24 protein-coding genes and 3 pseudogenes are annotated in these 22,474 nt (G+C 60.5%); 12 read left to right on the top strand and 15 right to left on the bottom strand.

Annotated elements, in window-relative coordinates; translation table 11 throughout:
• A pseudogene (locus tag A3A5_RS42445) lies at positions 1-177 on the bottom strand (IS5/IS1182 family transposase); the annotation flags it as partial.
• An 85-nt stretch (positions 178-262) separates the two neighbouring features.
• On the bottom strand, positions 263-835 hold the full coding sequence (locus tag A3A5_RS39695) for an inositol monophosphatase family protein (protein WP_035814183.1): 573 nt from the start codon (positions 833-835) through the stop codon (positions 263-265).
• Between the two features lie 255 nt (positions 836-1,090).
• Here A3A5_RS39695 and A3A5_RS0132470 point away from each other — a divergent pair, with 255 nt between their 5' ends.
• The gene (locus A3A5_RS0132470; protein WP_018314615.1) at positions 1,091-2,299 is read left to right on the top strand and encodes a S9 family peptidase; all 1,209 of its coding nucleotides are present in this window, start codon (positions 1,091-1,093) and stop codon (positions 2,297-2,299) included.
• Between the two features lie 243 nt (positions 2,300-2,542).
• Here A3A5_RS0132470 and A3A5_RS0132465 read toward each other — a convergent pair whose 3' ends face one another.
• The 7 genes and pseudogenes from A3A5_RS0132465 to A3A5_RS42440 form a co-directional block, all read right to left on the bottom strand.
• Entirely contained in the window at positions 2,543-3,757 is a 1,215-nt protein-coding gene (locus A3A5_RS0132465; RefSeq protein ID WP_157637359.1) for a porin, read from the bottom strand.
• Between the two features lie 150 nt (positions 3,758-3,907).
• Positions 3,908-4,645 carry an ABC transporter ATP-binding protein gene (locus tag A3A5_RS0132460; protein WP_232431514.1) on the bottom strand — a complete coding sequence of 246 codons (738 nt, stop codon included), beginning with the start codon at positions 4,643-4,645 and terminating at the stop codon, positions 3,908-3,910.
• Positions 4,626-5,378, bottom strand: coding sequence for an ABC transporter ATP-binding protein (locus A3A5_RS0132455; protein ID WP_018314612.1), 753 nt, complete (start codon positions 5,376-5,378; stop codon positions 4,626-4,628). Before A3A5_RS0132455 ends, A3A5_RS0132460 begins: the two co-directional genes overlap by 20 nt.
• Complete coding sequence (locus A3A5_RS39690; RefSeq protein ID WP_018314611.1) at positions 5,375-6,346, bottom strand: branched-chain amino acid ABC transporter permease; 972 nt, start codon at positions 6,344-6,346, stop codon at positions 5,375-5,377. The genes A3A5_RS0132455 and A3A5_RS39690 overlap by 4 nt, the downstream gene beginning before the upstream one ends.
• Positions 6,343-7,206 (bottom strand): branched-chain amino acid ABC transporter permease, encoded by an 864-nt coding sequence (locus tag A3A5_RS0132445; protein ID WP_018314610.1) that lies wholly within the window; start codon positions 7,204-7,206, stop codon positions 6,343-6,345. Before A3A5_RS0132445 ends, A3A5_RS39690 begins: the two co-directional genes overlap by 4 nt.
• A 9-nt stretch (positions 7,207-7,215) precedes the next feature.
• On the bottom strand, positions 7,216-8,463 hold the full coding sequence (locus tag A3A5_RS0132440) for an ABC transporter substrate-binding protein (protein WP_018314609.1): 1,248 nt from the start codon (positions 8,461-8,463) through the stop codon (positions 7,216-7,218).
• An 854-nt stretch (positions 8,464-9,317) separates the two neighbouring features.
• Positions 9,318-9,458 (bottom strand): annotated as a pseudogene (locus A3A5_RS42440) (transposase); the annotation flags it as partial.
• A 232-nt stretch (positions 9,459-9,690) separates the two neighbouring features.
• Here A3A5_RS42440 and A3A5_RS0132435 point away from each other — a divergent pair.
• Positions 9,691-10,482 carry a transporter substrate-binding domain-containing protein gene (locus A3A5_RS0132435; RefSeq protein ID WP_018314608.1) on the top strand — a complete coding sequence of 264 codons (792 nt, stop codon included), beginning with the start codon at positions 9,691-9,693 and terminating at the stop codon, positions 10,480-10,482.
• Positions 10,483-10,831: 349 nt separating this feature from the next.
• Here the strand turns inward: A3A5_RS0132435 and A3A5_RS0132430 are convergent, their stop codons facing one another.
• From A3A5_RS0132430 to A3A5_RS0132415, 4 genes are read right to left on the bottom strand one after another with little or no spacing between them, the layout of a single operon-like run.
• Positions 10,832-11,833 carry an NADP-dependent oxidoreductase gene (locus A3A5_RS0132430; RefSeq protein ID WP_018314607.1) on the bottom strand — a complete coding sequence of 334 codons (1,002 nt, stop codon included), beginning with the start codon at positions 11,831-11,833 and terminating at the stop codon, positions 10,832-10,834.
• A 6-nt stretch (positions 11,834-11,839) separates the two neighbouring features.
• Entirely contained in the window at positions 11,840-12,703 is an 864-nt protein-coding gene (locus A3A5_RS0132425) for an alpha/beta fold hydrolase (RefSeq protein ID WP_018314606.1), read from the bottom strand.
• Positions 12,704-12,745: 42 nt separating this feature from the next.
• A complete protein-coding gene (locus A3A5_RS0132420; protein ID WP_018314605.1) occupies positions 12,746-13,534 on the bottom strand; it encodes an SDR family oxidoreductase in 789 nt (262 codons plus the stop codon).
• A gap of 52 nt (positions 13,535-13,586) precedes the next feature.
• Positions 13,587-14,669, bottom strand: coding sequence for an alkene reductase (locus A3A5_RS0132415; protein ID WP_018314604.1), 1,083 nt, complete (start codon positions 14,667-14,669; stop codon positions 13,587-13,589).
• Between the two features lie 132 nt (positions 14,670-14,801).
• Between A3A5_RS0132415 and A3A5_RS0132405 the strand changes: the two genes are divergently transcribed.
• A complete protein-coding gene (locus A3A5_RS0132405; protein WP_018314602.1) occupies positions 14,802-15,464 on the top strand; it encodes a TetR/AcrR family transcriptional regulator in 663 nt (220 codons plus the stop codon).
• Between the two features lie 429 nt (positions 15,465-15,893).
• On the opposite strand, the gene A3A5_RS0132400 is transcribed toward A3A5_RS0132405, so the two are convergent.
• Entirely contained in the window at positions 15,894-16,352 is a 459-nt protein-coding gene (locus A3A5_RS0132400; protein WP_018314601.1) for a MarR family winged helix-turn-helix transcriptional regulator, read from the bottom strand.
• 63 nt (positions 16,353-16,415) lie between these two features.
• On the opposite strand from A3A5_RS0132400, the gene A3A5_RS0132395 reads away from it, so the two are divergent.
• From A3A5_RS0132395 to A3A5_RS39675, 9 genes are all read left to right on the top strand, one after another.
• Positions 16,416-16,709 carry a DUF1330 domain-containing protein gene (locus tag A3A5_RS0132395; RefSeq protein WP_018314600.1) on the top strand — a complete coding sequence of 98 codons (294 nt, stop codon included), beginning with the start codon at positions 16,416-16,418 and terminating at the stop codon, positions 16,707-16,709.
• Positions 16,710-17,027: 318 nt separating this feature from the next.
• On the top strand, positions 17,028-17,600 hold the full coding sequence (locus A3A5_RS0132390; RefSeq protein WP_018314599.1) for a hemerythrin domain-containing protein: 573 nt from the start codon (positions 17,028-17,030) through the stop codon (positions 17,598-17,600).
• A 100-nt stretch (positions 17,601-17,700) separates the two neighbouring features.
• Complete coding sequence (locus A3A5_RS0132385; RefSeq protein ID WP_026201354.1) at positions 17,701-19,230, top strand: bifunctional aminoglycoside phosphotransferase/ATP-binding protein; 1,530 nt, start codon at positions 17,701-17,703, stop codon at positions 19,228-19,230.
• A 184-nt stretch (positions 19,231-19,414) separates the two neighbouring features.
• Positions 19,415-19,561, top strand: coding sequence for a hypothetical protein (locus A3A5_RS45215; RefSeq protein ID WP_232431513.1), 147 nt, complete (start codon positions 19,415-19,417; stop codon positions 19,559-19,561).
• A gap of 211 nt (positions 19,562-19,772) precedes the next feature.
• The gene (locus A3A5_RS45210) at positions 19,773-20,078 is read left to right on the top strand and encodes a nitroreductase family protein (RefSeq protein ID WP_018314597.1); all 306 of its coding nucleotides are present in this window, start codon (positions 19,773-19,775) and stop codon (positions 20,076-20,078) included.
• A 528-nt stretch (positions 20,079-20,606) separates the two neighbouring features.
• Entirely contained in the window at positions 20,607-20,969 is a 363-nt protein-coding gene (locus A3A5_RS39685) for a universal stress protein (protein WP_232431512.1), read from the top strand.
• A gap of 40 nt (positions 20,970-21,009) precedes the next feature.
• Positions 21,010-21,405 carry a hypothetical protein gene (locus tag A3A5_RS0132365; RefSeq protein WP_157637358.1) on the top strand — a complete coding sequence of 132 codons (396 nt, stop codon included), beginning with the start codon at positions 21,010-21,012 and terminating at the stop codon, positions 21,403-21,405.
• An 11-nt stretch (positions 21,406-21,416) separates the two neighbouring features.
• Entirely contained in the window at positions 21,417-21,623 is a 207-nt protein-coding gene (locus A3A5_RS39680) for a hypothetical protein (protein WP_018314594.1), read from the top strand.
• A 343-nt stretch (positions 21,624-21,966) separates the two neighbouring features.
• Entirely contained in the window at positions 21,967-22,242 is a 276-nt protein-coding gene (locus A3A5_RS39675; protein ID WP_369797841.1) for a DUF1488 family protein, read from the top strand.
• On the opposite strand, the pseudogene A3A5_RS42430 reads toward A3A5_RS39675, so the two are convergent.
• Positions 22,212-22,474 (bottom strand): annotated as a pseudogene (locus A3A5_RS42430) (ISAzo13 family transposase); the annotation flags it as partial. The gene A3A5_RS39675 and the pseudogene A3A5_RS42430 overlap by 31 nt on opposite strands.

Below are 22,474 nucleotides of genomic sequence, written 5' to 3'. Positions count from 1 at the left end.
CATGCGTTCCAGGCCAATGGGCGGGCGCCCTCGTTTGCCCTTGGGGTAGTACGGCTCCAGTGCCTCCAGCAATCGAGCCCAGGGCACCACCTGCTCCATCTCACCCAGAAATTTCTCGCGCCGCGTAACGCGCTTCTTTCCCAGATACTCGGCACTAGCAAAACTGATTTGTTGCATCGGCGTAGCTCGCTGGTCGTCCTTAGTCTATCAACGCTTCACAGCTGCTCAACGTCGACACTCTCGTCGATTAAATCAGCCTTTCCTAAGCGTAGCAATCGCCGCCAAAGCAGCGTACCGCCGTCCACCGGGCAAGATCCTGAAAGGCTTTGTACCCATCCACAGTGAAAGCCTCAGGGCTAGTGGTGTAAAGGCGCGCCTCGCTTAAAGCGGCCCGCCCGCTCACCGAAAGCCGATATCCATCACACCAGGCACCGCCCGTCGCCCCGATGTACAGCTCGCCTAACATCGGCATCTCGATTGCACTGACCCACGGCCGGCCATCGCGAAGCACGGCGATCAGCGTGCCAAACAGCGGATTGCCGGTCATGAAGCTCTTGGTTCCATCAATCGGGTCAAGCACCCATACGAATCCTCGTTCGTCGAGCGAGCCACCAAATTCCTCTCCCAAGATGCCGTGGTCAGGAAATGCCCGTTGCAGATGAGCCCGCAACGCACCTTCAATGGCGAGGTCCGCATTGGTCACGGGACTTCCATCGCCTTTGGTGTCCGGTGTTGTAGTGAGCGCCCGAAAATGCGTACGAGCGATTGAGCGGGCCTGCCCCGCCATCTGATTGAGACAGGCAAGAACGTTGCCTAGCGATTCGTTTGTCGGCATAGCCGACCTCCCTTTCCGTCCCCGAACGTCGCGCCTGCCCCGCAGGGCCAACGAGGCGCCGCTCAAAAGCACTATTGTGATCACATGTAGCGCCATTTATCTCAGAAATGGCTTGGTATGTCCATATTCTCTTTGCTATATTCCAGTTGCGAATGCAATTTTGTGATCTCATATCATAAAAATTACCGCAAAGCAGAGGCGGGCCGAGGCCCGCACCCTCAACCTCGGCCCGCTGTGGCCATTGGAGAACGCTGTATGGATACGACGCGAAAGGGACAAAAGTGGATTCTGGATGCGCTGATCGCAGTTGCGGGCCTAGACGTCTTGCACCCCGGGGCTGCCCGCGTCATGGAGCAACTCGGCTACGACGCCACCGACCTCAAGCGCGTGTTCGAACCGCTGAAGAGCGGTTCCATGGCGATCTCGTCTTGGAGTAGCGTCGCCAGGGACATTGAGGGCCGCGCGAACCACTGGGCGGCTCGCGGCTTCCAGGCCACGGCAAAACGGATGTTCGAGCGGGCAGGCCTTCTCTACGCGCGCACGCACTACTCCATCCATGACATCGAGCTGCGCAAACGGTATTGGCGGAAGTACGTGGCGTGCTTCGACAAAGTTGCTGAACTCGCCAACCACCATATCGAACGCGTTCGCCTGCCCTTCGAAGATTTTCATGTCCACGGCCTATTTGAAACGCAACGTGGCGCTCGCTCTCAGCCTTGCGTCATCCTTCTGCCCGGCATGGACATGTTCAAGGAAGATTGGCACAAATTCATGGAACAACGCGTGTTGCCCCGTGGCTGGTGCGCATTTGCCATCGATGGCCCCGGGCAAGGCGAAAGCCTGACCCACGGACTCAAGTTGTCCATTGAAAACTTCGACCGCGCAATCAACGCTGTGGTGGACTGGCTGTCCAAGCAAGAGGCGGTGGATCCGAACAAGATCGTCATCATGGGATCGAGCATGGGATCATGGTGGGCAACACGTGCGGCAGCTGCGGAACCCCGGCTAAAGGCGGTCGCTGCCAACATGTCCAGCCTAGGTTCAGACAAGTGGAGCGCCATCAGCGTAGCGCAACCGTCCTACATGACGAACTTGATGTTCATGACCGGCATCAACGACGTGGAAAAGCTTGAGACCTTCATTGGCCAGATGACGCTGGAACACATCGCACCGAAGGTCAAGGTTCCATACCTGATCGTCACTGGTGAAATTGACGAGCTCACAACACTCGACGCGACCTTCGCCACATATGACGCACTGCAGGGCCCGAAGGAAGCGTGGGTATACGAGCACGATTTCCATCCCATCGGACCAACCTCCGATGAATGGCTCACGGCGTCGTTGGACTGGCTCGACGCAGCACTCAGCGGCGCCCTGCCGCCAGCCCTGGAAAGCAAGGTCTTCATTACCAAGGACGGGGAATATATCGAGGGCAACGGCCGCCCTCGCTGGCTAAACCCGTAAGGGACCACCAAGAAAAAAGCACCGGCGACTGCACGGTGCTTTTTATTTCCAGGAACACCACCGCGACGCACATGAAGCGGCCACGGTGCGGTGAAGCAGCTGAACCAGAAATACCTGGCGACAAGAAAGCGCTTCCCACATAGCCGCGCAGGCCGAACGCCACCGCAAAAGCAATACGGCCCGCCATTCGGCGGGCCGGTCATTGTGCGCCCCAGCATCGCTCAGCCAGGGCACGTACGTGCGTTAGAACAACGTCCGTATCCCCGCCGCCGCCGCCATCTGATTCCGCCCGATCGTGACCGGGCTGAATGGCAGCGTGCCGGTCGTCGGGCCACCGCCGAGCACACCTTGACTCTTGTTCACCGAATAACCGACATCGCTATACAAGGTCGTCCGCTTCGACAATGAGTAGGCAACCCCGACCTTGAATAGCTGACCGTTCGACCGCTTGTCGACCTGATCATCCAGGTAAAGCCAGTTGGCAGTGATCCGCACAGGTGCCGAGTATTGCCAGGAGGCACCTAAGAAATACCAGTTCTGATTGGCACCTGTCGTGGGATTGCGAAACTTCGAGAAGTCCACGCCGAGCCGCACGGTACCGAACTGGTAATTGAGGCCCGCCGTCATTGCACGAAGCCAATGATTGGACGTCTGCCCGGTTGGGTCTGTGGCATCAAAATAGGCAACCGTGGCTCCCCAGTTGCCGCTCTTGTACGCGAGATTTGCCGACCAAGCGGACTTGGTACTGAAACTACCCGCCGTGCCCCCGAATGAGTAGAGAACCCCACCGGTAATGGGCCCGATTTCTGGCAGCATGTATTTGATCGAATCGTTCTGCCACGTGTACAAGAGCCCCCCGTTCGCGGGGCTGTTAGCACCGGTTGTCAGGCCGGCCACACCCAGCGCGGGATTGACGTTCGAGTTGTTCTGGAAAACCGCGCTTCCGAGCGATGCGAAGTTCATGTAGCCGGTCACGTCCGCTGCCTGCATGCCATCGAAAAACGGCGTCCAGTTCCGGCCAAGCTTGATGGTGCCCCACGGCGCATCGACACCGACAACAGCACCACGATCAAACAGGGCTCCCGTATCCTGCGGAAATGGCAGTGCCGAATTCCCCACGCCCTTTGTCACGTTGAAGCCGCTCTCAAGCTTGAACCCTACCTGGTATCCGCCGCCGATATCCTCCACACCGACGAGCCCCCATCGGCTAGTCAACTCGGTGGAGCTGGATGTTGAAAACAGGCTGGCAGGTTGACCATTCCTTACACCTGCCACGGTTCTGAACAGCAGGCCCGAGTCCAACACGCCATAAAGCGAGACCGATGCTAACGCGCTGCCGGCTGGAACACAAAGAACCAGCACTACACCTGCGGACTTGAGCAGTCGTATGCGGGACTTAGGCGTTGGCAAAACATTCAGGCGAAGGCCACGCTTCGGCCTTAGCGACATTGTTTTCATGGGATGACTTTTCCTCCGATTTATAATCAACAGACAACGCAACCCAAACAAAGCGCTAGCTCCACCACCCCCTATCAGGAACAAGCGCCCCCCTGCCGAGGACGTAAAACGTCCTGGCACGTTTGCCAAACAGTGATAGGGAATGATTTGCTAACCGGCCGACTGAACTTGCGTCACGCCGAGATATTCATCGAGTAATGCTGGCCGTTCGCGCAGTTCGACAGCGGTGCCCTGGAACACAGTTCGCCCACTCGCAAGAAGCGCGACATCGTCGGCAAGCTGCATAGCGATCCGAAGGTTTTGCTCGACCAAAACGATCGACATACCTTCGCTTTTCAGCACACGAAGCGACTTGGCCACTTCCTCGATCATCTGTGGCGCCAAGCCTTCGGAAGGCTCGTCCAACAGCAGGACCTTGGGATTCGTTACCAGAGCGCGACCGATTGCGAGCATCTGTTGCTCCCCGCCGGATAGCGTCGCCGCGCAACGACGGCGTCGCTCGTGAAGGCGAGGGAAAAGATCGTAGATCTCCTTGCGCCTCCATGTCGTCTGGCCTTCACCGCCTTGGCCTTGTTCGGCCACCCAAAGGTTCTCTTCAACCGAGAGACTTGGAAACACGCGGCGCCCTTGGGGAACCAGGGCAAGGCCCGTGGCGCTGCGTCGCCCAACAGGCTCCGCCTGCACGGATTTTCCGAACAACCTGATCTCGCCCGTTCGACAAGCATTGAAGCCACATGCGGCGTGCATGCACGTTGTCTTCCCTGCCCCATTACGGCCAAGCAGGGCGAGCAGCGTATGGGGCCTCAACGTGAAAGATACGTTATGCAGCGCGTGTGAGTCACCATAGAAGACATTGACGCGATCGAATTCAAAAGCTGCCGTCGCCAAGATAAACCTCATGCGTTAGTGGATTATCGATAACCTCTTGCTTGGTACCGGTGCAGACCAACCGCCCACGATGCAGCAGCGTGATCTCTCGTGCGTACGAGAGCGCAATGTCCATGTCATGTTCAATCAAGACGATGGCCACGTCTTGTGGAATCGCATCGAGTACCTCACTCACCTGACGACGCTCGATGCCTGACAATCCGGCCAGTGGCTCGTCCAACAACAGCAGGGACGGCCGCTGGGAAAGGGAAATGGCGAGTTCCAGCCTCCGCTTTTCGCCATAGGAACACGCGTTGACGGTTTTACTGGCGGACGTACCCAACCCCACCATCGTCAATGCCTCATGCGCGGCCTGAGTGGCATCATCATCACTGTCGAAGCGACGCCAAGCGTCCCAGCGTTTTCCCCATTTCCCTAGCAGCGCAATGCGCACGTTGTGCAGCAGGCTCTCGCTATCCAACAAGGTCGGAATCTGGAATGTTCGGCCGACGCCAGCTCGCGCTCGTGCACCACTGCCCGCTCGCGTCATGTCGCGGCCAAACAGCCGGATCATTCCGCGCGACACAGGAAGATCGCCAGCAATCAAGTTAAACAACGTCGTCTTGCCAGCACCATTCGGCCCCAGCAGCAGATGGCGCGCACCTGGCATGACGGAGAGCGATACGTCGTCAACCACCGTCAGGCTACCGAAACTCTTGCCTACGCCGGCAATCTCAAGCACTGGCGCCTTCATTTCCCGACCTCCCCTGCTTGCGTTGCCGCGTGCGATTTCGCCGCACCTCCAAATCGCTTCCGCAGCATTTGAGCGCGGACTACCAATCCCTCCGGCGTTACGACAACCACAAAAATGAAGATAAGACCCAGCACGAGCGGCCAACGATCAAAGAACATCCCGATCACACTCTTGGCGCCCACTACGACGATCGCGCCTACGAGTGGCCCCACCAGCGTGGCTGCGCCACCGATGATGACGGCAAGCAAAGCTTCGGCAGACTGATCGAGCGACGCGATGTTCGGACTCACGTACTGCTGGAAGTAGACAAACAGCACTCCGGCCAAACCCGCCCAGAAACCCGACACCACAAAAGCCAGCCATCGGATACCCCAGACGTTGAAACCAAGCGAACTCATCCTGCGCGGCTGGTCACGCGTGCCGCGCAAGGCCGCGCCCAAAGGTGCCCGGATGAACAGCGCGCTCCAGCCAGCATTGATCGCTGCAATCACCACGCAAAGCACGTAGAAGACGTAGGGATCGGTGAGATCAACAAATGGCAATGTTGGGCGCGGTATGCCGGACATCCCATTTTCCCCACCAGTCACGCCAACCATACGCATCGCCAAAGACCAGACAAGCTGTCCCAGCGCCAACGTGATCATGACGAACGGGATTCCGGAGGTGCGTAGCGAAATGATGGCGAATACGGCAGCTGCCAGACATGCTGCAAATAGAGCACCTGCAATGGCCACCAGATGCCCAGTACCAAATACCGTCAATAGAATGGCAAGTACGTAGCCGCCAATCGAAAAGAATGCCGCTTGGCCGAACGCAAACAAACCCGCGTAGCCGAGAAGCAAATTGAGGCTCTGCGCAAAGATCGTGACGATCATGACTTCTGTTGCGACGCTCGCCCAATACGATGACTCGAGCACAAGCGGAATCAAGGCAATGGCCGCTGGCACGATCAGTTTCCAGGCTTTCATTGGAAGCTCCTTCCATACAAACCAGCAGGGCGAAACGCCAGAATTACAACGACGGGCGCAAACAGGGCGAAGGCGGCGAAATCGACAAGGTAGGTTTGACCGAAGGTGTAGATAAAGCCCACAACAAGACTGCCAATGACTGCACCGTAGAGGCTTCCTGCGCCCCCTACGATCACGACCGCAAGAGCGAGCGGCAGCATTTCGATATCAAGCCCGGGATAAGCCGTCAGCATTGGTGCGGCCAAGGCGCCAGCCGCCCCCACCGACGCCGAGCCCATGGCAAAGACGATTCTTGAAACCCGCGCGACCGGAATGCCCACGGCTTCAGCCATTGCCGGATCATCGACGCCGGCGCGAACCATGGCCCCGAATTGCGTGCGCTCTATCAACCCGATTTGCGCACCCGCCACGACTATCGCCACGAGACAGACAAAGACCCGATAGATCGGAAACCAAACCGCGCCAAACTGAATGGATCCACTCAGCCAGTCGGGTACCGGCGCCTGGAGCGGAGTCCCTCCCCAAACGATCAGACAGAGATTGGACAACACCAGGGCCACACCGAGCGTGCCAAGCACCTGTGCCAGTTCCCTGCCCTTGAGCCATCTCAGCAAGGTCCCCTCAAGTACCAACCCGAGCATCGCTACCACGCAGGCGGGTACCAAAATGCTGATAGCAAAGGAGGCGTCAAGACGCGACACCCAGACCTGCAGGTATGCGCCCAACATGAAGAACGCACCGTGCGCCATGTTAGGTATGCGCATCAGCCCAAATATCAGGGAAAAGCCCGACGCCAGCAGATATAGCAAGCTGGAAAATGCCAACCCGCTGAGGCAAAGAATCATGAACTGCGACATCATCGCCCTCGTTCAGTTGCCTGCCTTAACGGGCGGGAAATCGCGTGAGTACACTGGATTCTTCAGAAAGGCGACGGGGTCATAGGTCCAGAACTGACTGACCGACGGATAGGTCTGAATCACTTGATTGGCCAGCCCAGCCGATGTCTTGACCGTCTTGAGTACATACACTGGCGCAACCGGATTGCCGTACTGATCCAATGTCAGAGAACCGCGTGGTGTATCTGTCAGCTTTGCCTGACGCAACGCTTGGGCAAGCGTCTTCGGCGTGAAGTTCGCCCCGACGTGCTGAAGCGCGTCCTCCAACACCGCAGCAGCAAAGTAGCCGCCAACAGACAGAGAACCAGGGCTGCGACCCACAGCCTGCTGGTACCCACTCACGAACTTCTGATTGCTACTGCTCGCGATCGCCGGGCTATACCAAGCCGCGCTGACAATGCCATCGGCCTCATCGCCCATCTGTCTAAGTAGCGATTCATCCGTCATCGAAACGCTGGAGATCACTGGCAACTTCTGCTTGTAGCCGTACTCCTTGTACTGCTTGATAAAGCGGATCGCGTTGCTGCCGTTGAGCGCGGCGAACACTGCGTCCACACCAGGCGGGATCTGCGTCAAATAAGGGGCATAGTCGGTAACGCCCAAAGGCGCCCAGATCTTCTTAACCACAACACCGCCCCCGTCCTCGAACACCCGCTGGAACCCGCCAATCGCCTCATAGCTGTAGGAAACATCATCACCGATGGCGACCACACGTTTGTAGCCTAGTTTCTTCCTCGCGTAGTCGCCGAGCGCATGGGTCGGTTGAGCTGAAGAGCCCGTCGTGCGTGTCATCCATGAGCTCGCCAAGCGTTGCGTCAAGTCCTCCGCGCCTGCAGAAGAAACAATCAGCGGGATCTGTGCCTTCTCCACTGAATCCACAATCGCAATGGCTTCTGCAGAACCGATCGGCCCCACCAGTACGTCCACCTTGTTGAAGTCGATTAATTGCTTGACCTTGGTCTTGGCGATCGCCGGTACTGCACCCGTGTCCACGACGACAAGCTCAACTGGATGGCCGGCCAACACGCCCTTGTGGCTGTCTAGGAAATATCGAAAGCTTGCCTCCATGTCCGCCCCGGCAGCCGCCACCGGACCACTCTTTGCCGTCATCAAGCCGACACGCACCGGGGTCGCCTCCGCGGCCCACCCCGGTGACGCGCCCGATAGGCAAAGGGCCACGACGGCAAGCCCCACTCGAAACTGGTTCCCCCACTTTTGCATGCTGAACTCTCCGTAGATTGATGCCGCCGCGCCGCCCGGAACAAACGCTGGATGGCAGCTCGGTACCGGCCGCCGATGTGGAACTCGGCGATGTCATGACTTTATAACCCACGATATCAGTGATCACAAGAAATATGATTATCGTCTAGCGTTAACCCCTATTTTCACCATACATGGCCAACATTCGTGCACGAAATCATGATTTGTGATCTCTAAGTAGGCATTTTTTCGGTGCGCGCAACGAGGTCGTGTGGGCTCTGTGATCACCGGAATGCAGCGCGGCACCCCGGTGATAGCTCGACGTTCAAGTTGGAAGGCCACGGAACGACCGTGGGAAGGCGTCCTATAGCGGCCTTGATGGAGGGGCAGGAATTCTGATGAAGAGGGCGCGGTGCGTCGCAACTGTCAAACAGCTGCCGCAGCCCTCTACAGATTTGCGACGCACGACTGTGCGGCGTACCGTCATGTCGCCAACGGCGCGATCTTCCGTTGGGAGTTCACCTTGCCGGAACCCTACGGCTAAGCGGTGGTGGCGCAGAACGGCTCGGGGCCGCCCGTGCGCTTGTTCAGTTACGCGTCGGGACGTGGCAACAAACACGCCAGTTCTGCGAATGTAGCGGATGCAAACGAGACAGCCTGGGGGATGGGTATGCAGCATCGGTTCTAGCATGGCGATTCTTTAATCCTGTTCTTCGCCATGTGGGACGGGGATGGAAAGAGTTTGGTCAGAATGAACTCCGGCGGCTTGGCAGGCTCCCGTTTTGGTCTGCGTGGAACGGAAGACCTGGGGAACGAGTTGAGCGCCATTTTTGTTCTGGAAGGCGGGATAGGTATCGACACGGGTAGTTCCCAGCCTTGCGCTCCTTGTAGTTGGCGTAGTCCAGGCTGTTGCGGATCAAATGCACAATGCAGGTCTGCACCGTCGTGCGGGGATAGGCCGTGGCCACGGCTTCGGTCAACCCCTTGAGGCCATCGACCACCGCGATCAGGATGTCCGCTCATCTCGGCGCTCATCGCCCGTTCGATGATGGCCTTGTTGAACGCCAGCATCAGATCCTGGACGTCGCCGGGCGACATCGGCCCTTTAACCTCGCGCCGGCGCAAGGACTACTGCACGCAGCTCCCGATGTGGACGACGGGTTGTGTGCCGCACGTTCGAGCGTATGCTATAAATCCGCAATGCCGCACTGGATCTCCAAAGCCCACGTCGATAAGAAGGAAAGGCCAATGAGAAAGACGATCGTTACCGCTGTTGCGCTGCTGACTGCCGCGCCGGTGATAGCCCAGTTGCCCGCGCCTGTCGCCGGGGTCTCGCCCACATTGTCGCGCGTAGCGCAATCGGGCGTTCTGCGCGTCTGCACGCCGGGTGACTACAAGCCCTTCAGTTTCATGAAGTCAGAAGGCGTGTACGAAGGGCTCGACGTGGATTTGATGACCTCGCTGGCCAATTCTCTCGGCGCTAAACCGCAATTCGTCAAGACCGCGTGGGCTACGCTGATGCCTGACTTCGTCAGCGGCAAGTGCGATATCGGCGCTGGCGGCATCTCGGTGTCGCTGGAACGCCAGAAGCAGGCTTATTTCAGCGCGCCATACATGGTCAACGGCAAGACGCCTATCACCCGCTGCGAAAATGTGGCTCGTTTCCAGACCGTGGAGGCCATCGACCAGCCGAACGTGCGCGTCATTGCCAATCCCGGTGGCAGCAACGAGCGGTTCGCCCGCACGCGCCTGTCCCAGGCGAAGTTGACCATTCACAAGGACAACCTTACGATTTTCGACGAGGTCATCAAAGGCAACGCAGACGTCTTCGTCACCGAGGCCGCCGAGGCCATCGTTCAGAGCAAGGCCCATCCTGAGCTTTGCGCCGTCAATCCCGACAAGCCGCTCCAGTACGCTGAAATGGGGTATCTGCTGCCGAATGGCGACGAGGTGTTCAAACGGTATGTCGACCAGTGGCTGCACCTCGCCAAAGCCGGCGGCGAATTCGACGCCCGCCGTGCGGCGTGGCTGGGAAAGTAGCACCGAGGCGTGGGCTGTCCTGCCTCGGACGACTGACCATCAGATCCGTCTAGCGAGCACTTGGCTTGGGACACCAGATAAGGGCTCGTTATCGGACCTTATTGCCCGGGCCTGTCAACGCGCCCTCAGGCTCTTCCTGTCCCGCACGCTTCAGCTAACCGCTGTGGCCAGGGGGAGCGACAGCGCAACGGCTGTAGCCTTCAAGCGCCATTCGCTCGCGCTTTCGCTCAGACGTTCTGGCGTCGGCTGTGCCCCCTCACCGGCCATCCGGTACTCTATGAGCCTTAACCTAGTCGCCCGCCTCTTCAACCGCTAAGGCAGGCTCCTGCACAGTCAACCGTTTGGCAGCTCACTTGATCCTCACGACGACCTTGCCCTTCGCGCGTCCCTGGGCCAAGTATTCAAGCGCTTCCTTCGCTTGCTCGAACGAAAAAACCTTGTCGATCACCGGACGAATGTGTTCCGACTCGAGGAGTCCTCCAATTTCGGCGAGTTGGGCGCCGTCGGGACGCACGAATAGAAACGAGTAAGTGACATCCTGCTTTCTTGCAAGGCGCATGATTTTTCGGCTCATCAAGCCGAACACGAACGTTAAAAAGAAATTCAGACGTCGTGCGCGTGCGAAGGCGGCGTCCAACGGGCCGATGAGCGAGACAACCTTGCTCCCTGGTTTGAGAATCCCGACGGCTTTCTCGATCGCATCGCCCCGCAGTGTACCGAGCACCACGTCGTAGCCGCGCAGCACTTTCTCGAATTCCTCCTTCTTATAATCAACCACCTCGTCTGCACCCAGCGTGGTGACCAGTGGGACATTGCCCGTGCTGGTGGTCGTTCCTACCTTGGCACCAAGGTACTTAGCTAGCTGGATCGCGAACGTGCCGATACCGCCCGAACCCGCAGGGATGAACACCTTCTGGCCAGCTCGAACATTGGCGCGCTCCTTCAATGCTTGCCACGAGGTGAGGCCAACCATCGGAACGGAGGCGGCCTGCACAAAGTCGAGCTTGGCCGGCTTCGGTGCGGCAACGCTTTCCGGCACCGCTGCGAATTCGGCGATCGAGCCTCTGCCAAGATCGAAGAGGCTGGCAAAAACGGCATCGCCCGGCTTGAAACGCGTCACGCGACTACCGACCTCAACCACCACGCCGGCAATATCGCTGCCTAGCGTGGCCGGCATTTCGAACTTCAGGACGGGCTTGAACGTGCCCGCCGGAATCATGTTGTCGATTGGGTTCAACCCCGCCGCGTGGACTTGCACCAGCAGCTCATCAGCCTTTAACGTTGGGCGCGGAACGTCGGCGAACTCGATCCCAGGTGACCTGCCATAGCGTTTGAATGTGAGTGCTTTCATGTTGCTCTAACCAATGTGGGGGGCTGCCAGGAACGCCAGCGCCTTCGACACGAAGTCGGCGTGGTATTGAAAGATGCCGCCGTGCCCGGCGTCTTCGTAGATGACCAACTGCGCATGGGGAATGCGGCGGGCCATGTCGCGACTTAGTGTCGTGGGCACCATGATGTCGTTGTCGCCATTGGCGATCAGGACCGGCATGCGCAGGCCGGCGAGATCCTGCGGCACCTGCTGGCCCCAAGCCTTAATCGCCTTGAGCTGGCGCAAGAACGCGCGAGGTGTCGGTCCCCTGTCGCGATCGGCGTGGCGCTCCTTCAGTCTTTTCAGGAAGGCGCTTGCTGCCTGCCGGCCGTTGGCCGTAGCGGTGAAGAAGAGATAGGTCTTGGGGTCGCGTAGCGTCAGCAGGCCCTTGAGTATCAGCGGCCACGACACCGCACCGACACGATCGATGCCCTGACCGCCCGCAGGACCCGTGCCGGTAAGGATGAGCTTGCGCACCAGGCCCGGCGCCTTCAGGGCCACGTCCTGCGCCACGAAGCCGCCAAGCGAAAAGCCGAGCAGATTGACTTGATCGAAACCCATCGCGCGGATCACCGCGATGGTGTCGCGTGCCATCTCGTCCACGGTCGCCGGCGCGGTGCCGCCGGATAAACCGATTCCGCGATAGTCGATGGCAATAACGTGATGCTCACGAGCCAGGCCATCTACGATGCGCGGATCGAAGTTGTCCAGCACGGCGCCCCAGTGGTTGAGCAGGACCAGCGGGACACCGCCATGCTGTCCCAGTTCGCGGTAAGCGAATGTGGTTCCACCCGCCTTTACGAGGTTAGTCTGAGCGTCGACATAAGACGCCTGCAGCGCTTTGAAGGTCATGGTCGATTCTCGTCGGGGGTGACGCCCCAGTCATTGTGGCGGTCAGGCTTCGGGCCGATAGCGTTCGGCCGCCTGGGCTTGTCGAATGTCCGATATGAGCCCTTGACGCGCGCCATCCAATGCGTCCCAGCGCGCCGCCACGTGGAGCGGCGGGATAGTCACGAGTTCGCGGCGATCGAAGCCGACCAGTGCCGCATCAACCAGTTCGCCGACTTCCATCACCTCGGGAAGCGTATTGACGTCGATGCCGGCGCGCCCCCATATTTCCGTGCGGGTCGCTGCCGGGAGCACCGCCTGCACGTAGACGCCGCTGGGCGACAACTCGAGGTTCAATCCCTGCGACAGGAACAGCACAAACGCCTTGGTGGCGCCGTAAATCGACATGCCGAACTCGGGCGCGAAACCTACCACCGAGCCGATGTTGACGATTGCGCCGGTACCCGACTCCAGGAAGCGCGGAGCCGCGGCGGCTGCAAGCCGCGTAAGCGCCGTGGTGTTGAGCGTGATCAGGCGTTCGATGCCCTCGGCAGTCTGCTGCACGAAGCCGCCCGACTGAGCCATCCCGGCGTTGTTGATCAGGATGCCTATGCGAGCATCCTCGCGCAGACGAGTCTCGACCCCGGCAAGGTCGGCGGGCTGGGTGAGGTCGGCCAGCAGCACTTCCACGGCCACCCCACTTTCTTCACGCAGCCGCGCGGCCAGCGTGTCGAGGCGCGCCTTGTCGCGTGCAACCAGCACGAGGTCGTGGCCGCGGCGCGCGAAGCGCTCTGCGTAGGTGGCGCCGATGCCGGAGGAGGCGCCGGTGATGAGAACAGTCGGAAGCGTGGTCATGAATGATTTCCTTTTCAAGGCGGTTCGGACGCGGACGCAAGCAGGGCGCGCCTCAGGCGGTGATGGACGGGTAATCGGTGTAGCCCGCAGCGCCGCCACCATAGAGCGTGGCGAAGTCGGGCTGGGCCAGCGGGGCGCCGGTCTTCAGGCGTTTGACCAGGTCGGGGTTGCTGATGAAGGCACGGCCGAAGGCGAACAGGTCTGCGTTGCCCTCGTTGAGCCTGGCGGTGGCGAGTTCCAGGTCGTAGCCGTTGTTGGCCAAATAGGTTTGCCTGAAGCGGCGGCGCAGCGCGTCGTAGTCAAACGGTGCGACATCGCGCGGGCCGCCGGTCGCGCCCTCGACCACGTGCAGGTAAACAATGCCCAGCGCGCTGAGCTGCCCGGCGATGTAGTCGTACTGCGGCTGAGGATCGCTGCTCGAAATGCCATTTGCCGGTGACACAGGCGAGATGCGCACACCGGTGCGATCGGCGCCGATTTCTTCCACCACTGCCGCGACGACTTCCAATAGCAGGCGCGCACGTTTCTCGATCGAGCCGCCGTAGGCGTCAGTGCGCTGGTTGGCCCCGTCTTTGACGAACTGCTCCAGCAGGTAGCCGTTGGCACCATGGATCTCCACGCCGTCGAAGCCGGCGGCCATGGCATTGGCCGCGGCTCGACGAAAATCGCCAACGATACCCGGCAGTTCATTGAGTTCGAGGGCGCGCGGCTGCGACACGTCGACAAAACCGTTGTTGACAAAGGTCTTCGTCGCCGCGCGGATGGCCGAAGGCGCGACCGGCGCAGCGCCGTCAGGCTGGACATCGACGTGCGAAACACGGCCGACGTGCCAGAGTTGCGCGAAGATGCGTCCCCCCTTGGCATGCACAGCCTCGGTGACCTTGCGCCAGCCGGCGATTTGCTCGGGCGTGTACAGGCCCGGGGTGTCCTGATAGCCCTGAGCCTGGGCCGACACCTGAGTGGCCTCCGTGATGATCAGGCCGGCCGACGCGCGCTGGGCGTAGTAGGTGGCGGCCAGTTCGCTGGGTACCAGCCCCGCGCCTGCGCGATTGCGGGTCAGCGGCGCCATGACAAAACGATTGGCGAGTGTCAGGCGCCCAAGGGTGTAGGGCTCGAAAAGCGTCTTGTCGGTCATATTGCATCAGCCTCTGGTGTTGGAAATACGCTCAATGATGATGGTCGTAATCTTAACTGTCAAGGTTTTGATGACGATTGACATCAATGTACAATGGAGCCTTCGCAGACATGAACCCATCGTGGTCAGGAAATGAAGATCACCAAGGCACAGGCACAGGCCAACCGGGAGCACGTTGTCGCGACGGCGTCGAAGATCTTTCGGGAACGCGGCTACGACGGGGTTGGCGTTGCCGATCTGATGGCCGCCGCCGGCTTCACCCACGGCGGCTTTTACAGACAGTTCCGCTCCAAGGCCGACCTGATGGCGGAATCGGCGGCCTGCGGCATCGCGCAAACGGTGGCACTAAGCGCGGGTGTAAGCGCGACCGAGTTCGTGCGGTATTACCTTTCTCGAGAGCACCGCGACACCCGCGCGACCGGTTGCACGATGGCCGCACTAGGCGGGGATGCCGCGCGTCAGCCAGAAGAGGTTCGGACCGCGTTCGCGGCTGGCATTGAGAGCCTGCTGGCTGCGCTGAGGGCCGAGGACACTGTTTCGGACGGAGCCGATCCGGGTCGGGCGCGAGCCCGGTCCCTCGACACACTGGCGCACGCGGTGGGCGCCATCGTCATGTCGCGGGCCTGTCCGGACGACTCGCCGCTGGCCGACGAAATCCTGGCGGTTTGCCGTGACGCGATGCTCGCGTCACTGAGCGCGTCCACAACAGCAAACACTTCTTCGCATGACCGGCGCACTTCTGGCATTCAGCGACCGGCCGATCGCCAGAACCCCAGCGGGGACAGCGCAAGCTGACCGCGAGGACGATAAAGAAGGCCAAATAGGCGGACACGACCTGCGTAGAGATAACTCCATGGCAGCGCTGCGCAGCCCATCTACATGAAGCCGAGCAGGGCCGAGGCTGCGCCTGCCTTCTACGCGAACGGCGGCTGCGGTGCCCAGCGGATGGACCTGCCCGTCCCTACCAGAAACACTGTCAGTACCGCCGAGAAGTAGTAGGCGTTCGCCCAGCCGCTGATGAGCCGCCATAGACTTTAGCCATTTACTCGCGACTAACTTGGCTTGACAAGCGGCGGTTGCTAACTGGAAGCGGCCATTGCAGCGGGGCAATCTGAACGGCAGTTCGGGGTCAGTCAGCGACGCCCGGTAGTTCCCCATCGGGCGCGAGTTCTCGTTGACTAGCCTTTCTGAAGTTGTCGCGAACTTCGTCGCTCAAAGGTCATGTCATGTAGATGAGGATTCTGCGGCCTTGGCCAGCTTCACCATTGCCTTCCTTGCCGAACGAAGTTGTTCATCGCCCATGCGACGGGCGAGTTCTGCCTTGGCCCCATTCCACACCGGGAACGCATCGACCACGAGTTGACGCCCCAATGTCGTCAGAGCTAGCAGCTTTCTAGCGCGACCACGTCCGCCTGTAGCACTAACCAAATCTCGGCTCTCCAGATTCTGAACATTTCGGCTCAGGGTAGTCGGATCGACCCCGGCACTATCGGCAAGATCGACGATCGTCGCCCCCTCGGCCGCACCGATCCCAACCAAGAGGCTGAATTGCTCGGCCGTCAGCCCGAGCGGCTTGAAGCAGGCATTGTAATAACGCGTGAGTGCACGCGCCGTTGCACGAGCCTGGAAGCCCGGACACTCCGCTGCGACGTCCTTCAAAGAGTCTGGATCAAAACCGTTCACGTCTACCTCCTTGACAGCCCTATCCTCGCATAATAATGTATATGCATTATTAGTGGAGGCACGATGCCAGCATACGTACACGTCAACCTACGCGTCATCGATTCCGCCAAGCAGGCCGCGCTCGCTCCACGCTTTCAGGCGGCGCTAATAGAGGCGGGCGGGAAGATCCTACATTTCGGTCCTGTTGCGCAGATTCTAGAGGGGGATGAGGTGCCTCTGCCGATGGCCGGCGTGTTTGAGTTTCCGACTCTCGCCCAAGCGCTAGCTTTCTACAATTCCGAGAGGTATGCGCCGATCAAGGCCGAACGTCGGGAAGCCCAGCAAGCGCGGATGTTCATAGTCGAAACGCGCTCGTGAGTGACCGCTTTCGGAAGGCATGGCGGTCGGGAATGGGTCGCGAAAAGACGATCGAAGGAGCGGCCGAGAATCCTTGTGGTGCAGCAGCAGTCTCCGCCCACCGAAACATGTAGCCGGCAACAACTGGGAAGACGGTACCGTGCGTATTTCGGTGATTGTGACCGCCGATTCCGGCCTCGTGACCAGGGATTCCGGTTTATCGTGATCGCAGTGTCCCCGCGGTTTCCGGTCTTTGATGCAGATCCTAGGGTTACGCGTCGCGCCCTCTATACTTAAATTGGGTTCAGGAGATGCCGCGTCCAGAAGCAAGGGGATGATATGCAAACGCCGGCAGCGAGAAAAGCCGTACTGGTCATCCATAAGGAGCATCAGCAGCTATCGATGGTCATCACTGGTATGCAATGCCTTGTCAAATTGCTCGGTGCCGGCGTAGATGTGCCTAGGCCAGTGATGTTTCGGTCCATGCTGTTTTACATTAGCGAATATCCGGAGAAGCTACATCATCCCAAGGAAGAGCGCTATCTGTTCGCGCGCTTGCGGCACCGTGCTAACGACCTCGATAAAACCATCGACGAGCTAGAGGAACAGCACGCTCAGGGCAAAGCGCGGATGCGAGACATTGAACATGCGTTCACACGATACGAGCTGGCTGGCGAGTCCGCGCTCCCGGTGTTGCGCGAGATGGTCGACGAATACGCTGCGTTCTCCGCAAATCACAGGCGTCTGGAAGAAGAGGTGATTCTGCCTGCCGCGCGTCAATGGCTCGCGGAGGAGGACTGGAAGGAACTGGCTGAGGCGTTTGGCTCAAACCGCGATCCGTTTGGCGGCATCAAGGAGGCAGATTTCGGCCGCCTCTTTGCAATGATCGTCAGGACCATAAGGGAACATTAGGTCAGAGCGCAGCGAGAACGAACCGGCAGGCGGAAGTTGCGAGCCGAGGCAGCAGTTGAAGGGCTATCACAACAACGAAACGGAGCACGCGACAAGGGACATGAAGAGTCAATGGGACGACGCGGCGTTGATGGCCGCCTTACGGCAGCCGGACGCCTATCCGCATCCGGCGCCGGCAATACAGGTCATCGAGACGCATATCTCCCGCGTCTTCCTGGCGGGGGACTTTGCCTACAAAGTGCGTAAGCCAGTGCAGTTTGACTTTGTCGACTTCTCCACCGCGCAGGCACGTCGCGACGACTGCGAGACCGAGCTGCGCCTGAACCGCCGGTTCGCGCCCTCCCTCTACCTAGATGTGGTGCCGGTCGTGGCAGGCCCCGCGCCCGGCTCAATGCACATAGGCGGCAATGGCATGCCGATCGAGTATGCGGTCCGGATGCGGCGCTTCGACCAGCAAGACCTGCTCAGCGCAAGGGTCTCTGCGGGCCGGCTGGAGCCGGGCCATATCGATGCGCTGGCGCGCAGCATGGCGTCATTCCACCAGGCGCAGCCAGCCGCGGCCCCCGCAGATGGATTTGGCACACCAGCCCGCATCGACGTGACCCTTGCGGAGTGCCTGGGCGGCGTCGGGACGCTGGCGCAGGCCCCCCACCTGGCCAGCCGCGTGGCCGGGCGGGCGCGTCGCGAGGCCGCCCGGCTCGCGGGCGCGTTCCGGGCACGCCTGCGCAACGGCCATGTGCGCGAGTGCCATGGCGATCTGCACCTGGGCAACATCGTGCTGCTTGACGACGTACCGACGCCATTTGACTGCCTGGAGTTCGACGCTGCCCTGCGCTGGACCGATACCATCAGCGACCTGGCCTTCCCGGTCATGGACCTGCTGTACCATGGCCAGCAGGCGTTGGCCTACCGGCTGCTCAACGGCTACCTGGAGCATTCGGGCGACTACGGCTCGCTGGCCGTGCTGCGCTTCTATGTCGCCATGCGGGCATTGGTGAGAGCGCGTGTGGTGCTGGAATGCGCGCATCAGAACCACGGCGCGGGGGCATCCATGGCGCCGGCGCAATCCCAGGCGCACAGACTGCTGGCGCTGGCATGGCGTTGCCTCGTGCGCCGTCGCGGGCCAATGGTACTGATGCACGGCCTGTCCGGCAGCGGCAAGTCCACTGTGGCCTCACAGATGAGCGAGGCCGGGGGGATGGTACGTGTGCGCTCGGACGCGGTTCGCAAGCGCCTGCATCGCGGCGTGGCACCTCGGAGCGGCTGGTATGCCGCCAGTGAGACAGCGCGGACCTACTGCCGCCTGCTCGCCGTCTGCCGGCTCGGTTGCAGCGCAGGCTTCCCCATGATTGCCGACGCCACCTTCCTCGCCCGTGTCGAGCGCGAGCGCTTTGCGGCCCAGGCCCGTCGCCTTGGCGTGCCCTTCGCCATCGTCGCCTGCGAAGCCAGCCCGGAGACGCTGCGCGCCCGCATCGCCTCCCGCGCCCGGGCGGGTGGGGACCTCTCGGATGCCGACGTCGACGTGGTGGCGAAGCAGATGCGCATCCAGGACCCGCTGACCGAAGCCGAGCGCGCGTGCGTCGCCGCACCGGGCAGCTTCCTGGGCCGCGCTGTGCCCGGCCGCGGCTGACCCCCTGTGCCCGGCCGAATCATCCCGAGCCGTCCTGGGATCGCATCCATCCCACTTTTCGCGAACTCCGTGGCCCAGGCTTGACGGAGCGCAACCCACGCCTAGAAGCTGCACCTACATTCGACCATACTGGTGCCGTACGCAGCGCGCGGGTGCCGCTCTTTGCAACGAATGCGCGCATTCCATGGACGAACTGAAGTGCATTCCCTACCAACCCATCAAGGACCTGCTGCCACGCCCTGCCACCGGCACGAGTGAGCGGGTCATTGCTCTGTCACAGCCGGACCGCACCAATGGCTTGCCGCTAATGGGGCGCTGTGGCAGCGTATGAGCATCCGTGAATTCGACGAGCAGCCGCTGCCGCCGTAGTAGTTGAGCGAGCTGTTGTGGGCCGCGGCTGGTGTCAATCGATCCTACGGCGGTGGCCGTACCACTCCCTCGCCGCACGGCGAGGCGGTGATCGACGTCTACGCGGCGCTGCCCGCCGGCTCTACCGCTACGACCCAATCCACCATTGCCTGGCGCTGAAGCGCGCGGCGCACGTGCGCAGCCTGACCGTCTATCAGGATTTCGTCGGCATAGTGCCGCTGGACCTGGTCTACGTCGCCAGCCACGGCGGAATGCAGTATGTCCCGCCCAAAATGCGCGAGACCTTCGCTGCCGCCGCGGCCGGCGTCATGGTCCAGAACGTCTATTTCTACGGCGCCTCAGCCGGGCTGGGCGCGGTGGTGCACGGCCGGCTCAACTGGCGCCAGCTAGCCGAGCATATGTCGCTGAACGAGGACGAGGTACCCATCTTTTCCCAGACCATCTGGCGTCCGGCCCCGCACAACCGCGCGCCAGTCTAGACTCTGCACCCCCACGCCGGATCGCCACCACAAAACAGGAGACACCGACCTGATCAGGAACCTTGGCAGCGCGGAACAGATCCGCAAGGAAATCCTGCGGCGCCTGCAGGAAAACGCCGATTTGGGCGACGCCTGCCGCGACTGCGCACCCAATCAAGCAGAAGCTTGTCGCTTATTGCTGCATGCAGGGCACGCAAGCGCTTGTGGGAAACGTCATGCCCGGCAATCGGCGCATGCTCGATCTGGCGCAGCGCTTTGGATCCTCCGTGAAGACTGACAGCCATACCGATGGAGGCATCCGGCTGTAGCTGGATGATACGAGCGTTTATGACGGGCATCGGAACGTTTGAGGTGGGTCAATCCGGCAACGCAGAAACAACCTACCCTTGATTGCTGGCGAAACGGATTTGCGCTCCTTGTGGAATGCGGAAGAACAGGCATGTACAAGAGAATTCTGGTTGCGGCGGACGGCTGTCTCGCCTGGCGATACTGCACGCCGTCGAACCCGCCAAGGCCTGCGACGCCGAGGTGAAAGTGATCTATGTCGCAGACGATATTGACGCGCAGCTCGAGGTCGCTTACATCGACCACGACGACCTGCTTCGTAACATGGTCGCCTATGGAAAGTCTGTCCTCGATCCTTCAGGCAGGATGCTCGAGGCCGCAGGCGTGCGGTATTCCCTGGGACTGTTGGACAAGCCTGCGGCGAACGGACGCATTGCCGAAACGATTCTTGCGGAGGCGGTACAGTCGAATGCCGACCTGATCGTCCTTGGCGCGCACGGCCGGCGCGGATTCATGCGCGCTGTCATGGGTGGCGTTGCCCAGCAGATCGTCAGGCAGAGCAATAAACCGGTGCTTCTTATCCGTGGCGGACCGGAGAGCGAGTGACACCCGCAACCGAGGCCTGGCGGCCAGCTATCGAAACCCGATGAAACTAGCGACCTGCTCCGTGGCTGGCTGCGCTTACGCGGCCGGCGCTTTCGCGATCGGCTTCGTCCTGGGTACGGTACGCGTCCTGGTGCTGGGCCCGGCCATCGGCGCCACAGCAGCGGTCCTCCTGGAGGCGCCCTTCATCCTTGCCGCCAGCTGGGTGATTTCACGATGGTGCCTGGGACATTTTGAGCTGCACACGAGTGCCGAGGCGGCCATGATGGGCACCATCGCATTTGCCGTCCTGATGGGCGGGGAGCTGGGTGTCACCGTGCTTGTCTTCGGCAAATCTGCAAGCGAACACTTGGATGGCTACCGATCTTTGCCAGGAATGATCGGGCTGGCGGCACAGCTTGCCTTTGCCTGCTTTCCGCTCCTGCAAGCCAGAACCTGACCGGCCTGTCCATGGCGGCGCGCACGCACGCGGTGGTTGATCCTGCCGAAGTGTGCAAGGCGCTGCGCATGATCGCGCAGAAGTACCCCGAGCAGCCCCCCTTGCCGTTGCCGATGCCGATGCCGGACGATGTCAGGATCTTCCGCGTGACACCGACGGTCATCTCCGTGCTTCACTGCACCAAGGGCTTCGGACACACCGAACTCGTCACCTGCTGAACCCCCTTATGAAAATTGTGATCTACCCTTGGCCGTATCCCCCGCGAAGGCGGGGATCCAGCGTCTTTAGGCCATTGGAACCAGAGGTTTGAGCCCAGCACACGATCTAGCTCAAGCTACCCAATGATCGCCCACTTTGATGCACATCACGCCGTCTCCGCTCCCAACGTCTAGGCTTAAGACAGTACGAACCGAGACCCAATCTATCTGTCCTTCTGCTTGCAGTGAGGCGGAAAAGTGAAGTGATTGAGCTTGGACAAGGAATATCCGCCATTAGGCAGATCGATTTCCTCGACACCAAGCCGGCTTACTGCCCTGCCGGAGCAAGTCTGGAATGCTCTGCGTGGGTCGATGGAAGCCGGCGGCTTACGAAGTCATCGCAAAGGCGCTGAAGGACCACTTTGACGCCCGGTCCTACCTCTATGACGACCTCGTGCCAGCCTTTCCTGGCCATCGGGAAGCGATCGAAGGTGTCGCGTGCGGCGTGTTTGAGATGAAAGGCGCTCGCGATATCGTTCTGCAACAGCGTCCTGTGCATTCGGGCAAGCGAGAGGGGGCACTAAGGAACGTGCTCGAAATAACTTCCCGCTATGCGGCGTTCCGTGAGCGGATGCTGTAGTTCCACGCAGGCAAGGTTGAGTCGTACTCGATGTTCAGTGAAGCACGGACGCAACGAGTGACTGTCCGTCCGGCTTCATAGACTCCGTCAAGAATGTCAGCAGTAACTTTCAGTCCGGTTTTTGTGCAGGCTTTTTCGATCAGTTCACGAACCAGACTAACGCTGCTGAAGACTACGCCAGCACAGGCTCGCGTAATGTGTGGAAACACGCGGTGCTCGATCGGATTATGTT

The sequence above is a fragment of the Cupriavidus sp. UYPR2.512 genome, from assembly GCF_000379565.1.
Classification (GTDB): Bacteria; Pseudomonadota; Gammaproteobacteria; order Burkholderiales; family Burkholderiaceae; genus Cupriavidus.
This window is presented reverse-complemented; position numbering and strand designations above follow the sequence as displayed.

Excerpts from the sequence above, each read along its gene's own strand:
- A3A5_RS39695 (WP_035814183.1), bottom strand. The coding sequence starts at position 835 with ATGCCGACAAACGAATCGCTAGGCAACGTTCTTGCCTGTCTCAATCAG.
- A3A5_RS0132470 (WP_018314615.1), top strand. The coding sequence starts at position 1,091 with ATGGATACGACGCGAAAGGGACAAAAGTGGATTCTGGATGCGCTGATC.
- A3A5_RS0132465 (WP_157637359.1), bottom strand. The coding sequence starts at position 3,757 with ATGAAAACAATGTCGCTAAGGCCGAAGCGTGGCCTTCGCCTGAATGTT.
- A3A5_RS0132455 (WP_018314612.1), bottom strand. The coding sequence starts at position 5,378 with ATGAAGGCGCCAGTGCTTGAGATTGCCGGCGTAGGCAAGAGTTTCGGT.
- A3A5_RS39690 (WP_018314611.1), bottom strand. The coding sequence starts at position 6,346 with ATGAAAGCCTGGAAACTGATCGTGCCAGCGGCCATTGCCTTGATTCCG.
- A3A5_RS0132445 (WP_018314610.1), bottom strand. The coding sequence starts at position 7,206 with ATGATGTCGCAGTTCATGATTCTTTGCCTCAGCGGGTTGGCATTTTCC.
- A3A5_RS0132440 (WP_018314609.1), bottom strand. The coding sequence starts at position 8,463 with ATGCAAAAGTGGGGGAACCAGTTTCGAGTGGGGCTTGCCGTCGTGGCC.
- A3A5_RS0132435 (WP_018314608.1), top strand. The coding sequence starts at position 9,691 with ATGAGAAAGACGATCGTTACCGCTGTTGCGCTGCTGACTGCCGCGCCG.
- A3A5_RS0132430 (WP_018314607.1), bottom strand. The coding sequence starts at position 11,833 with ATGAAAGCACTCACATTCAAACGCTATGGCAGGTCACCTGGGATCGAG.
- A3A5_RS0132425 (WP_018314606.1), bottom strand. The coding sequence starts at position 12,703 with ATGACCTTCAAAGCGCTGCAGGCGTCTTATGTCGACGCTCAGACTAAC.
- A3A5_RS0132420 (WP_018314605.1), bottom strand. The coding sequence starts at position 13,534 with ATGACCACGCTTCCGACTGTTCTCATCACCGGCGCCTCCTCCGGCATC.
- A3A5_RS0132415 (WP_018314604.1), bottom strand. The coding sequence starts at position 14,669 with ATGACCGACAAGACGCTTTTCGAGCCCTACACCCTTGGGCGCCTGACA.
- A3A5_RS0132405 (WP_018314602.1), top strand. The coding sequence starts at position 14,802 with ATGAAGATCACCAAGGCACAGGCACAGGCCAACCGGGAGCACGTTGTC.
- A3A5_RS0132395 (WP_018314600.1), top strand. The coding sequence starts at position 16,416 with ATGCCAGCATACGTACACGTCAACCTACGCGTCATCGATTCCGCCAAG.
- A3A5_RS0132390 (WP_018314599.1), top strand. The coding sequence starts at position 17,028 with ATGCAAACGCCGGCAGCGAGAAAAGCCGTACTGGTCATCCATAAGGAG.
- A3A5_RS0132385 (WP_026201354.1), top strand. The coding sequence starts at position 17,701 with ATGAAGAGTCAATGGGACGACGCGGCGTTGATGGCCGCCTTACGGCAG.
- A3A5_RS45215 (WP_232431513.1), top strand. The coding sequence starts at position 19,415 with ATGGACGAACTGAAGTGCATTCCCTACCAACCCATCAAGGACCTGCTG.
- A3A5_RS0132365 (WP_157637358.1), top strand. The coding sequence starts at position 21,010 with ATGAAACTAGCGACCTGCTCCGTGGCTGGCTGCGCTTACGCGGCCGGC.
- A3A5_RS39680 (WP_018314594.1), top strand. The coding sequence starts at position 21,417 with ATGGCGGCGCGCACGCACGCGGTGGTTGATCCTGCCGAAGTGTGCAAG.